We start from the raw sequence: 12,873 nt of genomic DNA, 5'->3' as shown, positions 1-12,873 counted from the left end.
GTCCCATGAAATCGCTACGGCGCGGAAAAATAGCCGCTCACGATGTACGCATTCATCCACTTTCAATCAGCAATTTACTGGTTGCCAGCTTCCACGAACATGACACGAACATTACATGAATGTAATTCAGGGGTCATTCGATGGAAAGTGCCCAACCCATAGCATGACCTGCATTGCGTCGAACTGTGCCGCTCAGGATGGGGTGGCGTTTAGAACGACTTCCGAGTCATCTATGGAGGATTTCAGGCCATGCCGCCTCGTTCACCCTTTTTTATCGTGCCCACACAGGGCCTTTCTCGTCGGCGTTTCGTCCAAGGGTTAGCCGCCGGCGGCGTTCTCGCTGGGCTGTCCACGCCGGCGTTCAAGGCATTTGCCCAGCAAGGCTCCGCGACGCGCGGTGCCGCCCCTGTGCTGAAGGGCACCGAGTTCGACTTGGTGATCGCCGAATCGCCCGTGAACTTCACGGGCAAGCCAGGCGTGGCTACGACCATCAACGGCTCGCTGCCGGCACCGACATTGCGTTGGCGCGAGGGTGACACCGTCACAATCCGTGTAACCAACAAGCTGCGTGAAGCCACATCCATTCACTGGCACGGGATCATCCTGCCGTATCAGATGGATGGCGTGCCGGGCATCAGCTTCAATGGCATCGCTCCCGGCGAGACCTTCACGTACCGCTTCAAGGTTCAGCAGAGCGGCTCCTACTGGTACCACTCGCACTCCGGCTTCCAGGAACTCACGGGCATGTACGGGGCGATCATCATCGACCCCGCTGGCGCCGAGACCATCCACGCCGACCGTGACCACGTGCTGCTGTTCTCGGATTGGACCGACGAAGACCCGATGCGGGTGTTCACCAAGCTCAAGTCCCAAAGCGACTATTACAACTACAACCAACCTACCGTCTTCGACTTCTTCCGGGACGCCTCGCGCGAAGGCACGGCCGCTGCGATCGACAAGCGCAAGATGTGGAACGAGATGCGGATGAATCCGACGGATCTCGCAGATCTGTCTGCCGCCACGCTGACCTATCTGGCCAACGGCGTCACCCCCGCCGGCAATTGGACGGCGCTGTTCCGACCGGGTGAGCGCGTGCGGCTGCGCATGGTCAACGGTGCGGGCAACACCTTCTACGACGTACGCATTCCAGGACTGAAACTCACGGTGGTGCACGTCGATGGTGTTGACGTGGAGCCGGTGACCGTCGATGAGTTCCGATTCGGTCCTGGCGAAACCGTCGACGTGATCGTCCAGCCACGGGATGACGCTTACACGATCTTCGCCCAGGCGATGGACCGGACAGGCTACGCGCGTGCCACGCTGGCCGTGCGTGAAGGTCTTCAAGCTCCCGTGCCTGCCCTCGATCCGGTCGAATGGCTGACCATGAACGACATGATGGGCGGCATGATGGGGGGCATGGACCATGGCGGGTCCGGCCAGGCCATGGAGATGACCGGGATGACGGGCATGACGGGCATGACCGGGATGACCGGGATGGGCTCGGGTTCGATGTCCGGGATGGATCATGGGGCGATGGCAGGCATGAATCACGGCGCCATGAACCACGGTGGCATGGCGATGGATCACAGCCAACACGCCGCGGCGGCGGGGGGACTGGCCGTGCCCAGCACTACTGCTCGCCACGCTCGCACCGAGTATGGTGCCAGCACGGACATGCGCGTTGACATGGCGCGCACCAACCTCGATGACCCCGGCATCGGACTGCGCAACAACGGTCGGCGCGTGTTGACCCTCGCGGATCTGCATACCCCGTCGGGGCCGCTGGACAAGAGAGGCCCCGGCCGGGAGGTCGAACTGCACCTCACGGGCAACATGGAACGCTACGCATGGTCCCTGGACGGGCTGGAGTTCGGAAAGTCCACGCCGGTGCACTTCAAACACGGCGAGCGGCTGCGGGTCATTCTGCACAACGACACCATGATGACCCATCCCATGCACCTGCACGGCATGTGGAGCGAGCTGGAAAGCCCCGACGGTCGCTTCCTTGCGCGCCGCCACACCCTGCCGGTGCAGCCGGCACAACGCATCAGCTTCCTGGTGACAGCCGACGCGCTCGGCCGCTGGGCGTGGCACTGCCACCTGATGTTCCACATGGATGCCGGCATGTTCCGCGAAGTCGTGGTGTCTTGAACCCAGCGCACAAGGAAGACCAAGAATGTCCAAAGCACTCCCCACTCGCGCACTGGCCACGACGCTTCTGGCCCTGGTAAGCGTCGCCGCCCAGGCACAAGCACAGAACGACCATGCAGCGCACGGCCAGGCCGACGCTCAAACGGCCGCGCCATCCACTCAGACCGTGGCTCCTGCCGCCGACCCGCACGCGGGTCACGCGACGTCGGCGAGCGGCTCGACCGCGGCCCCGGCCATGGATCACGGCAACATGCAGATGCAGGGCGGGTCGGCGCCTCCTGACGCCCGCGATCCGCATGGCTACTCCAATGGCCTGACATTGGGATCGGGCGACTACGCCGTACCCGGTGTGCCGCGGCTGATGCTGGCCGACGAACACAGGTTCTTTTCGTTGCGCGGCGAAACTCTGGAACGCCGCTTCACGCGCAAAGGAGACGACTCCACGGCCTACGACCTCCAGGCGTGGTATGGGACGACCTACAACAAGGCCGTCGTGAAGGCCGAAGGCGATATCGCCAAAGGAAAGCTCGAAGAATCGCGTACCGAGCTTCTCTGGGGGCACGCCGTCGCACCGTACTGGGACACCCAGCTCGGCGTTCGGGTGGATAACGGGGAAGGCCCGAGCCGTCAATGGTTGGCTTTCGGCATCCAGGGCCTCGCCCCCTACTGGTTCGAGCTGGAGGCGACGGGCTACGTGGGAAGTGGTGGACGTACGGCGCTGCGTGTCGAAGGCAGCTACGAGCTGCTGCTGACCCAGCGACTGATTCTGGAGCCTCGCGCCGAGTTGCAGTTTTATGGCAAGGACGACCCGGAACGCGGTATCGGCAAGGGCCTGGCCGAAGCGTCTGCTGGCTTGCGCCTGCGCTATGAATTCAGTCGCCAGTTCGCCCCCTATATCGGCGTGGAACGGGCGGGCAGCTTCGGACGCACCGCGGACTATGTGCGTGCCGAAGGCGGCCGTGCGCAGCAGACGCGCTGGGTGGCTGGCGTGCGATTCTGGTTCTAGAACCTAGCGGGTTTGATCATCTGATGAGAGGCGATCCATGAACATGCACTACGACAGAAGCCAGGGCAAAGTGCCGAGACGCCAGGCATTGATCGCTGGCTTGTTGGTGATGGCACTCGCAGGACCGAGCCTGGCGCAGAGCCGACCGATTGCCAAGGTCTGGAAGGACCCGAGCTGCGGATGCTGCAAGGACTGGGTCTCACACCTGCAAGGCGCAGGCTTCGATGTGCAGGTTCTCGACACCGGGAACACCGCAGCGCGCACGCGGCTGGGCATCCCGCAGAAGTACGGTTCTTGCCACACGGCGCAGATCGGCGGCTATGCCATCGAGGGTCATGTGCCTGCCTCGGACATTCAACGCTTGCTGCGCGAAGCCCCGCAGGCCATCGGCCTCGCGGCGCCCGGCATGCCGGTCGGTTCGCCCGGCATGGATGGTCCGGCCTATGGTGGACGCAAGGACGCCTACGACGTGCTGCTGATTGGGAAAAACGGTAGCAGCACGGTCTATCAGTCGCATCGCTGACCATCCATCAACCCTTCTCCGTGGAGATATGCCATGCAGCATCAGCACACACAGACCCCCAGCGATCGCCCCCGGTTCTGGCGATCGCGCTACGGCGTGGCGTTCCTCATCATCGCCGCTGTCGCCGCGTATTTCCTGCTCAAGGAGCATACGGCACATGTTGCCGGCTATCTCCCCTTCCTGCTGCTGGCGGCTTGTCCGCTGATGCACCTGTTCATGCACCGTGGTCACGGCCACGGCGGACACGATCATGCCGCGCGTCAGGGTAAGGAAGGTGCCGCAGCCTCCAAGGAGCAGAAGCAATGAGTCGAGGCACTCGCACCGTGCGAGCACGCGACGCCGCGCTTGTCTCCTTGCGCGCCTGCGGCCTGCTGCGATCACCAGACACCAAAGGTTAACGGCGGAGGGCACTTGTCACTATGAATTCACCCAGCAAGTCTTCAGGACATGAGCACGCAGGCATGGCGGCGGGTGCCACAACGTCCGGCCCGCATACGCACCACCATCACGCCAGCCATGCTGGAAGTGACGACGCGGGCGGGTCCTCAAGCCACACGCAGCCCGATGCCGCGACGCGAGATCCGGTGTGTGGCATGGCGGTCACGGCGGCGTCGGAGCACCGTTCCACGCACTTGGGGAACACGTACTTGTTTTGCAGCACCGGATGCAAGGCCAAATTCGACGCCGATCCGGCGCGATATGCCAGCGGTGACGCGGGCATAGGCACAGGCAGCGGCCATGCACCGCATCACCATGCCAGCACCGCAGTTTCACCGGCCCCGGCGGCATCGCCAACCGCGCCCGGAACCATCTACACCTGCCCGATGCACCCGGAGATCCGCCAGGATCATCCGGGAACCTGCCCCAAGTGCGGGATGACGCTGGAGCCTCTGCTGCCCGACCTCGATGACGACAACCCGGAGTTGCGTGACTTCTCGCGTCGCTTCTGGTGGACCTTGCCGCTGACGCTCGTGGTCTTGGCGCTGGCGATGCTGGGCGAGCGGCTGCACCTGATGGACATGGCTACACAGAGCTGGGTCGAGTTGGTGCTGTCGTTGCCGATCGTGCTGTGGGCCGGCTGGCCCTTCTTCTCCCGCGGCTGGCTGTCCGTGGTCAACCGCAGCCCGAACATGTGGACACTGATCGGCCTGGGAACGGGTGCGGCATTCATCTACAGCGTTGTGGCAACCGTTGCGCCGGAAGTGTTTCCAGCTTCCTTCATGTCCATGGGACGGGTCGGCGTGTATTTCGAGGCCGCCGCCGTCATCATCTCGCTGACACTGCTCGGCCAGGTGCTGGAACTCAAGGCCCGCTCCCAGACTTCGGCAGCCATCAAGTCGCTGCTGGGGCTGGCACCCAAGACGGCGCGGCGCATCAATGCGGACGGCAGCGAGGAAGACGTGCCACTCAGCCATGTGCACGTCGGCGACCTGCTGCGCATCCGACCCGGCGAGAAGGTGCCGGTGGATGGCATCGTGCACGAGGGCAGCAGCTCGATTGACGAATCCATGCTGACCGGCGAACCGCTGCCCGTCAGCAAGCGCGTGGGCGACAAGGTCATCGGGGCCACACTCAACACCAGCGGCGCGCTGGTCATGCGTTCGGAGCGGATCGGCTCGGACACCGTTCTATCGCAGATCGTCCAGATGGTCGCCCAGGCGCAGCGTTCCAAGGCACCGATGCAACGCATGGCCGATGTCGTTGCCGGCTACTTCGTGATGGCCGTCGTCGCCATTGCGGTAACGACGCTCCTTGTATGGGGATTCTTCGGGCCACAGCCCACCTGGGTCTATGGACTGATCAATGCGGTGGCCGTCCTGATCATCGCCTGCCCGTGCGCGCTGGGTCTGGCCACGCCGATGTCGATCATGGTCGCAACGGGCCGTGGCGCCACGCAGGGCGTGCTGTTCCGCGATGCCGCGGCGATCGAGAATCTTCGCACGGTCGATACCCTCGTCATCGACAAGACAGGAACCCTGACCGAAGGCCGACCTGCTTTCGATCAGGTCGTCGCAGCCCCCGGCTTTACGAACGATGAGGTGCTGCGTCTTGCGGCCAGCCTGGACCAGGGCAGTGAACACCCCCTGGCCGACGCCATCGTGCAGGCCGCGCGTGCCCAGGGCCTCCAACTCGTGAAGCCTCAGAGCTTTGAATCGGGAACCGGCATCGGCGTGCGCGGAAAGGTTGAGCACCGGCAACTGGCGTTGGGCAACACAGTGCTGATGGAACAGTCTGGCGTATCGGTGGAACCGCTCGTACCCCAGGCCGAAGCTCTGCGCGGCGAAGGGGCCAGCGTCATGTACCTGGCGGTGGACGGGCAGCTCGCGGGCTTGCTCGCCGTGTCCGATCCGGTCAAGGGCAGCACCCCCGAGGCCCTGGCCGCGTTGAAGGCTGCGGGCCTGCGGGTCATCATGGCCACCGGGGACGGGCAGACCACCGCCAAAGCCGTCGGTGCACGCCTAGGCATCGACGAGGTGCATGGTGAGGTCAAGCCGGCGGACAAGCTCATGTTGATCGAGCGACTGCAGAAAGAAGGACGCATCGTCGCCATGGCCGGAGACGGCATCAACGACGCGCCGGCCTTGGCGAAGGCAGACGTGGGCATCGCCATGGGAACGGGAACCGACGTGGCGATGAACAGCGCCCAGGTCACGCTGGTCAAGGGTGACCTGCGTGGCATCGCTGTCGCTCGCACGCTCTCGGTGAGTACCGTGCGCAACATGAAGCAGAACCTCATGTTCGCCTTCCTCTACAACGCGCTGGGCATCCCCATCGCCGCCGGGGTTCTCTATCCCCTCACGGGCTGGCTGCTGTCGCCGCTGATCGCAGCATTGGCGATGAGCCTGAGTTCGGCGTCGGTCGTTGGCAACGCCTTGCGCCTGAGAGCGAGCCGACTGTGACCGGATTTTCTTTCTGAAACTACAGGAGCCTGCTATCGCCCAGCAAACCGTTTCTTTCGTTCCACGCCGTTGCAAAGGTGCAAGCCTTATCTCGGCATTTCGTTCTTAAACCACACCTCACACATCCAGGTAGAAACTTCTATGACCCGTTCACATTTCATCGCCAAGCTCGTCGCGCCGATCGCTGCTGGTCTGTTCGCCACCGCCGCATTCGCGCATCCTTCGCTGGTGTCTTCAACGCCGGCCGACAAGTCGCAGGTTTCTGCGCCAGCCACCATCGAACTGAAGTTCTCCGAGACGCTGGTGCCGCAGTTCTCCGCCGCGAGCCTTGTCATGACTGGCATGCCGGGAATGGCGAGCCATGGCCCGATGAAGATCAACGCCAGCGTCGCGGCTGCCGGCGACGGCAAGACCATGGTCATCACGCCGGCACAGGCGCTCCAGCCCGGTGACTATCGCGTCGAATGGCGTGCCGTCTCCTCGGACACGCATCCGATCACGGGTAACGTCACCTTCAAGGTGAAGTAAGCCCATGGCCGGGGATTGGTTGACCATCGTCCTGCGCCTGGCGCTGTATCTGGACCTGGCGGCGGCGTTTGGCGTCGCCATGTTCGGTCTCTATGCTTTGGGCAACGACGAGCGATCCTCGACGATCTCGCGCCGCTATCGCGTCCTCATTGGCGCATCCGCTGCCATCGGCATTGCCCTGTCGATGTGGGGCATGACGGTCATGGCCAAGGCCATGTCCGGTGCCCAGAGCTACGCGGAGCTGTCAACGCACGTCTTCGACATGCTCATTACGGGCACGCACATGGGCATCGCCTGGTGCATTCGCATCCTCGCGCTGTTGGTGTGTGTGCTCGTCGCAATGTTGAAATTGAACGCTACCTTGCGATTTGCAGTGATGGCGCTCTCCACCGGCGTGGCGCTGGCGACCCTTGCGTGGGCAGGCCACGGCGCGATGGACGACGGCGTTCGCGGCTACATCCATCTTGCGTCGGATATCACGCACCTCTGGGCAGCGGGCGCTTGGGTGGGCGCATTGGTGGCGTTCTTGATGCTGGCATCCCACAAGCAGGATGTCGCGCAAGACCCGGTAGCGGTCCTCAGTCGGACGTCGAATGGCTTTGCTCGCATAGGTACAGCGATCGTGGCTGCACTCGTCGTGAGTGGAATTCTCAATTACCTGTTGATCGCCGGACCATCGTTTGATCCGCTCATCTCGACGCTGTATGGCCGGCTGCTGATGGTAAAGCTCTTGCTTTTCGCAGGCATGCTGGCGTTGGCTGCTGCCAATCGGTATCGGTTGAGCCCGAGCCTGGAGGCTGCTTTGAAGGCAGGCAATCGCGCACAGGCAGTCATCAAGCTTAGACAGAGTCTGTTCACGGAGGCGACCTTGGCCGTTTTGGTTCTGGCGAGCGTTGCATGGCTTGGCATCTTGTCTCCCACTGGAACCTAGTCCTTCATGGGCGGCAGATGACAGCACATGAATTGAATGTAATGCACGGGTAAGCGCTCTGTAGACCGCCTGCTTCTACATTTAACGACGCGGCGCAAGTTGTCGTCGTTTTTACAAAGGAGTCGATCATGAAATCGCAAATTGTCATTGCCGCCCTGTTGAGCGCTCTCTCCGTGCCAGCCTTCGCCGGTCATGCAGCAGCCCAAGCAGCCAAGGAAATGGTTCCCTTGGCTGACGGGGGAACGCTGTACATCTTCAAGGACGGAAAGATGGCACAGGAAAGCCGCTTCGGGCGCGCCGTCTATCTCAATGTCGGAGCTTCGGTGTCGACGAAGGATGGGCGCAACATCGCGATCACCAGCAATGAAGTCGCTCGCCTCGGGTCGCTGCTACAAAAAGAGCACGGCGGATGACGCCGCGGGTGTGCGGTGCTTTTCAAAGCTTCTGCACAGTGTGACAGAGACGCGCGCCCCGATTGGGCGCGCGCGCTTGGGACGCGTCACGAGCAACCACGAGCGCTCAAGGTGCCAGTTTTTGCGATGTCAAGCGCATCAACTTCCCTGAAATGGATCCAGCCTCCCCGTCCACCGTGATTCGTCCACGGGACATCTGGCGCGAATGAGAACTTGCGAGGAGCCCGATTTATGGAGTTGCGTCATCTACGATGCTTTGTCGTCTTGGCAGAGGAGTTGCATTTCACGCGGGCGGCCGAGAGGCTGCATATAGAGCAACCCCCCTTGTCTCGCGCGATCAAGGAATTGGAAGATGAGCTTGGGGTCACGCTGTTTGACCGCGACCGCAGGGGCACACGGCTGACCGTGGCGGGGGCGGCATTCTTGCAGGACACCCGCCGACTCTTCACTGTCCTGGAGCAAGCGCGTGAAAATGCCAGAGCCATTGCCGCGGGCCTGAGGGGCAGCCTGCGCATTGCAATTTCCGATGGTGCGATGGACCCACGACTATCGGCGTTCCTAGCTCGTTGCCGCGCGGAAGAGCCCGAGGTCGAGATACGTCTCTCCGAGGTACCGCTGACCGAGCAGATACGGGGCCTACGGTCTGGCGACTTCACGATCGGATTTGCACACGCGGCGGATGTTGGCGAAGGCATCGTGGCTGAACCGATCTGGCGAGACCCGATTGTGATCGCCGTGCCAGCGCGGCACTCGCTTCTTGCGCACAAGCAAGTTCCGCTGAACGAACTTCAGGGTCACCCACTGGTTCTGTGCGACAAACTGGCCTGCGAAGGCTACTGCCGAGAACTAAATCGGCTGCTACAGGTTCTGGAACACAGACTCAACGTTGTCGAAGAAGTGTCGTCGCTGGACATGATGCTAACGCTCGTCGGCGCAGGCTATGGGATTGGTTTCATGACGGCGACCAAGATTCCCATCAGCCAGAGGCCGGACGTGGTGATTCGCCCTCTGGCGCAGGACACGGCGGTAATCACAACCTATCTGCTTCGGCCAGAAAGCAGCAACTCATCGGTTTCGCTGGATCGCTTCATCGAACGTCTGCGAGGACCTCCGGATGACTAAAGCGTCAATGCCTATCTGAATCGTGCGCCGCGGCACGAAGATTGCGTTCGGCTGCGCTGACGAGTTCCGCAGCACTGAGCTTGAGTCCGGCGGCGATTCTTAAGATCAGAGCGAGAGTGGGCATGTGCTCCCCACGCTCTATTTTGCCCATGTGCGATCGCTCGATCCCTGCTTTCGCAGCCAGTTCTTCCTGAGCAACACCTTGCGTCAGGCGGGCGACACGAACGGCCGCTCCGAATGCCAACGCTGGCTCGGCGTCGAAAGTGGTAGTTCCTGGGGGACGGCCTCGTCGGACAGTTCGCTTCTCCATCCTTGGAAGCGTCGAACAGTCCAAACAATTTAACCACGTTAAGTTTAACTCAAACTAGCTATCATGAAGACTTTCCATCCTTGTCTTATCGCTTCTTGGGGCCTCTCATGCACGACGCCACCAGCCCACGCCCACAGCTCAGGCTCGCCATAGCGCCTGGTGTGGCCTCTTCGTACCTAGCTGCATTGCTTGCCCTGCAGCGCGCGGAGGAGCCCGAAGTTTCTATGGAATTTAATGAGGTTACGGCGAGCGATCTCATTACGGGCCTCTACAAACGGCGCTTCGACGTCGGCCTTTCTCTGAAGCAGGTGAGCGATTCTTCGCTGAAGAGTCTTTCTATTTGGTTCGAGGCGACAGCTCTTGCCACGCCGCTGCGATACCCACTGCTCCGGCAGCAGTCAATCAGAATAGACGAACTTAAGGAGCACTCCGTGTTTCGATGGAAGGCCGAATATTCTCCTTCGCTGGACCAGTACCTGTCCTCCATGTCATCAACGGAAAGGCCGAATGTCCAGCATGTCGGTTCTTTTGAGATGTTATTGCTCTGGGTCGCAGCTGGATATGGCGTAGGGATTTCCTCGCGATCACGCATCGAAACCGCTAGCCAGTGCGGAATCTGCACGCGCCCAATAGCCGATGGCCCCTACGAGGTCATTACGCACCTGCAGCGACTCTCGGGACAGACGAATCTTGTAGCTGATCGATTTGAGCTTAGAGCCTTGCGAGTTGCCGAGGCGCGTAAAGCATGACAACCACGTGCGGTGCCCGCCCTTGCCGGTGGATTTGCAGCGGGTGCCGGTTCGGGCCAAGGCGCCGTCCAGACGCATCAATTCATCCTGGAAACTGACCTTGATCAATTCAACTCCCTACAACTTCCAATAGTATGTCCGCATGATCGGCTTAAGGCGCCTTCTCGCAAGATGGAGCCGCTGGATTACCAGCGGCCTAGTCGTAACCTTGCTTTTCTCGCAGGTTGCGATGGCGATGTACGTCTGTCCCAAGCCAGACCCGAGGGCATCTGTGGAAACCACGCAAATGCGTGCCACGATCTCGATGCAGCAGGCTGACAAGTTGCCAATGTCGGATTGCACCGGCATGCCTGATTCCATGGACAGCGAAGCGCCACAGTTGTGCCACGCTCATTGCAGTGGCGATCGGGAGTCGGCGCTTTCATGGCAGGGGCTGGACATTCAGTTTCTCGCGGCGCACGTGATGTGGCTCGCCAACTCGCTGCCCGGGTTGGTTCTCGACCGGGTAGCCCTCAGAGCGTGTTCAAAGTCTTTTGAGCAAGAGCACCAAGAATGCCAAGTGGACGAACTGCAGGCTGGTGTTGAGCCATCGCTCGCAGTTCTTCCACAGCCTCCTGTTCTTGTCCAGCCAGGCAAAGCTGCGTTCCACGACCCAGCGCTTGGGCATCACTTTGAAAGTGTGAAGCTCGCTTCTCTTGGCGATCTGCACCGTCACATGCCCTCCCAGAATCTGCTGCACGCCTTGCGCGAACGGCCGACCGATGTAGCCTGCATCGCACAGCAGGCTTTGTAGCCGGCTCAACCGGGGCTTGCAGCGCTGTAGCGCCTGCAGTGCGCCTTTGCGGTCCGTCACCTCGGCCGTGGTCACCGCTATCGCATGCGGCAATCCCTGGGTGTCCACCGCGATGTGGCGCTTGATGCCCGAGACCTTCTTGCCTGCGTCATAGCCCTTCAAGCCCGCCGTGTCCGTGTTCTTCACGCTCTGCGCGTCCACGATCAAGAGCGTGCTGCAGGCGTTGCGCCCCAGTTTCTCGCGGGCCGCGCCAACCTGATTTTTTTAATGCCTGCTCCAGCAGGCTGCCACCCTCGCGTGGCTCGCTCCAGATGGCAAAGTACGAGTGCACGGTGCGCCATTTGGGAAAGTCGCTGGGCAGTGCCCGCCACTGACAGCCCGTGCGCAGCAGGTACAGCACGGCGCAGAACACCTCGTACAGCTCCACTTTGCGTGGGGCAGTCTTTCTGCGCGCACTCTCCAGCAATGGCCGGATCACCTCGAACTGCTCGCGCTTGATGTCGCTGGGGTAGCCTTTTCTCACCCAGCGAGCTTCTCACATCAAGAGGGCGAGACTTTGAACACGTTCTCAGGCGGCACGTTACCTACATTCCTCCCAATCCCCGCGCGGGCTTTCCGCCGATCTACCTCACGTTCCAAGTCCTGCGGAATTGATTTATGTGTCCGTGCTCGCCGCGCACCGATGCGGCAGACCACGTGATTTCGTGAATACCAATTCCGAGGACAACCATGTTTACTCCCTTTTTTGGCGCCCCCGAGGGGCGCCCGTCGGCGTACGGCCGAGGCACAACGCCGGCCTCGATGCGAGTGCATCGTCTGAAAGCTATCAGCATCGCGTTGGCGGGCAGTGTGCTTGTCTCGCCTGTAGCCTACGCCCTCGATTTTGCTGAGGCACGCCTTATCGCGGAGCAGCAGAGCCCACGCATAAGCGCGCAGCAGTTGCAGGTTAACGTCGCCGAATCCGTGCAGAAGGCAGCAGGCTCGCTGCCCGACCCCAAGCTCTCGCTCGGCATCGAAAACTACCCCATCAGCGGCATGGATCGCTGGAGCATGACGCGCGAATCCATGACGATGCAGCGCTTGGCGCTCATGCAGGAAGTGCCCAACAGGGCCAAGCGCGACGCCCAGGTCGCCAGCGCGCAGGCGCGTGTGGATCGAGAACGCGCGGCGCTGGTTTTGCAGCGATTGCAGATCCGCCAGGAACTCAGCCTGGCGTGGATCGCCGCGCAGGCGGTGGAGCAACGGGAGATACTGCTGACGGAACTGCTCGCGGAGAACCAGCGCCTGCAAGACAGTCTCCCCGCTCGCGTCGCCGGCGGCACCGCCCAGGCTGGCGATCTGTTGGTCGCGGAACAGGAGGCGCTGACACTCACGGACCGCCGTGACGATCTACAGCGGGACCGGGCCAAGGCCAGGGCCGCGTTGCGGCGCTGGGTGGGCTCCAGGG

13 protein-coding genes are annotated in these 12,873 nt (G+C 61.9%); 11 read left to right on the top strand and 2 right to left on the bottom strand.

What is annotated here, in order from left to right:
• Nucleotides 1-249: 249 nt before the first annotated feature.
• The 9 genes from N7590_RS00065 (at nt 250) to N7590_RS00025 (ending at nt 9,574) form a co-directional block, all read left to right on the top strand.
• The gene (locus N7590_RS00065; RefSeq protein WP_003097515.1) at nt 250-2,151 is read left to right on the top strand and encodes a copper resistance system multicopper oxidase; all 1,902 of its coding nucleotides are present in this window, start codon (nt 250-252) and stop codon (nt 2,149-2,151) included.
• A 25-nt stretch (nt 2,152-2,176) separates the two neighbouring features.
• Nucleotides 2,177-3,157 carry a copper resistance protein B gene (locus N7590_RS00060; RefSeq protein WP_005408883.1) on the top strand — a complete coding sequence of 327 codons (981 nt, stop codon included), beginning with the start codon at nt 2,177-2,179 and terminating at the stop codon, nt 3,155-3,157.
• Nucleotides 3,158-3,194: 37 nt separating this feature from the next.
• Complete coding sequence (locus N7590_RS00055; RefSeq protein WP_003090303.1) at nt 3,195-3,680, top strand: DUF411 domain-containing protein; 486 nt, start codon at nt 3,195-3,197, stop codon at nt 3,678-3,680.
• Between the two features lie 33 nt (nt 3,681-3,713).
• Nucleotides 3,714-3,986 (top strand): DUF2933 domain-containing protein, encoded by a 273-nt coding sequence (locus N7590_RS00050; protein ID WP_003097518.1) that lies wholly within the window; start codon nt 3,714-3,716, stop codon nt 3,984-3,986.
• A gap of 287 nt (nt 3,987-4,273) precedes the next feature.
• A complete protein-coding gene (locus N7590_RS00045) occupies nt 4,274-6,580 on the top strand; it encodes a heavy metal translocating P-type ATPase (RefSeq protein WP_235200914.1) in 2,307 nt (768 codons plus the stop codon).
• Nucleotides 6,581-6,721: 141 nt separating this feature from the next.
• Nucleotides 6,722-7,108: a copper homeostasis periplasmic binding protein CopC gene (gene copC, locus N7590_RS00040; protein ID WP_003090319.1), complete on the top strand. Its 387-nt coding sequence runs from the start codon at nt 6,722-6,724 to the stop codon at nt 7,106-7,108.
• Between the two features lie 4 nt (nt 7,109-7,112).
• Nucleotides 7,113-8,039 carry a copper homeostasis membrane protein CopD gene (gene copD / locus N7590_RS00035; RefSeq protein ID WP_003097522.1) on the top strand — a complete coding sequence of 309 codons (927 nt, stop codon included), beginning with the start codon at nt 7,113-7,115 and terminating at the stop codon, nt 8,037-8,039.
• A gap of 128 nt (nt 8,040-8,167) precedes the next feature.
• Nucleotides 8,168-8,452, top strand: a complete 285-nt coding sequence (locus tag N7590_RS00030) for a CopK family periplasmic copper-binding protein (RefSeq protein WP_003090336.1) — start codon at nt 8,168-8,170, stop codon at nt 8,450-8,452.
• A gap of 231 nt (nt 8,453-8,683) precedes the next feature.
• Complete coding sequence (locus tag N7590_RS00025) at nt 8,684-9,574, top strand: LysR family transcriptional regulator (RefSeq protein WP_003097524.1); 891 nt, start codon at nt 8,684-8,686, stop codon at nt 9,572-9,574.
• Nucleotides 9,575-9,578: 4 nt separating this feature from the next.
• On the opposite strand, the gene N7590_RS00020 is transcribed toward N7590_RS00025, so the two are convergent.
• Nucleotides 9,579-9,884, bottom strand: coding sequence for a helix-turn-helix transcriptional regulator (locus N7590_RS00020; RefSeq protein ID WP_003097526.1), 306 nt, complete (start codon nt 9,882-9,884; stop codon nt 9,579-9,581).
• 107 nt (nt 9,885-9,991) lie between these two features.
• Between N7590_RS00020 and N7590_RS00015 the strand changes: the two genes are divergently transcribed.
• Entirely contained in the window at nt 9,992-10,633 is a 642-nt protein-coding gene (locus N7590_RS00015; RefSeq protein ID WP_279934949.1) for a LysR substrate-binding domain-containing protein, read from the top strand.
• Nucleotides 10,634-11,156: 523 nt separating this feature from the next.
• Here N7590_RS00015 and N7590_RS00010 read toward each other — a convergent pair.
• Nucleotides 11,157-11,949 (bottom strand): IS5-like element ISStma16 family transposase gene (locus tag N7590_RS00010; RefSeq protein ID WP_086009121.1). Its coding sequence is split into 2 segments (ribosomal slippage): nt 11,157-11,691 and nt 11,690-11,949, totalling 795 coding nucleotides; the frame shifts between segments, so codons are not numbered across the junction.
• A gap of 206 nt (nt 11,950-12,155) precedes the next feature.
• Here N7590_RS00010 and N7590_RS00005 point away from each other — a divergent pair.
• A partial coding sequence (locus N7590_RS00005; protein WP_345781926.1) for a TolC family protein occupies nt 12,156-12,873 on the top strand: 718 nt, incomplete at its 3' end.

The sequence above is a fragment of the Stenotrophomonas sp. GD04024 genome (assembly GCF_029837545.1).
GTDB lineage: Bacteria > Pseudomonadota > Gammaproteobacteria > Xanthomonadales > Xanthomonadaceae > Stenotrophomonas > Stenotrophomonas forensis.
The sequence above is the reverse complement of the archived record's forward strand: the minus strand, read 5'-3'. Positions and strand labels throughout refer to the sequence as shown.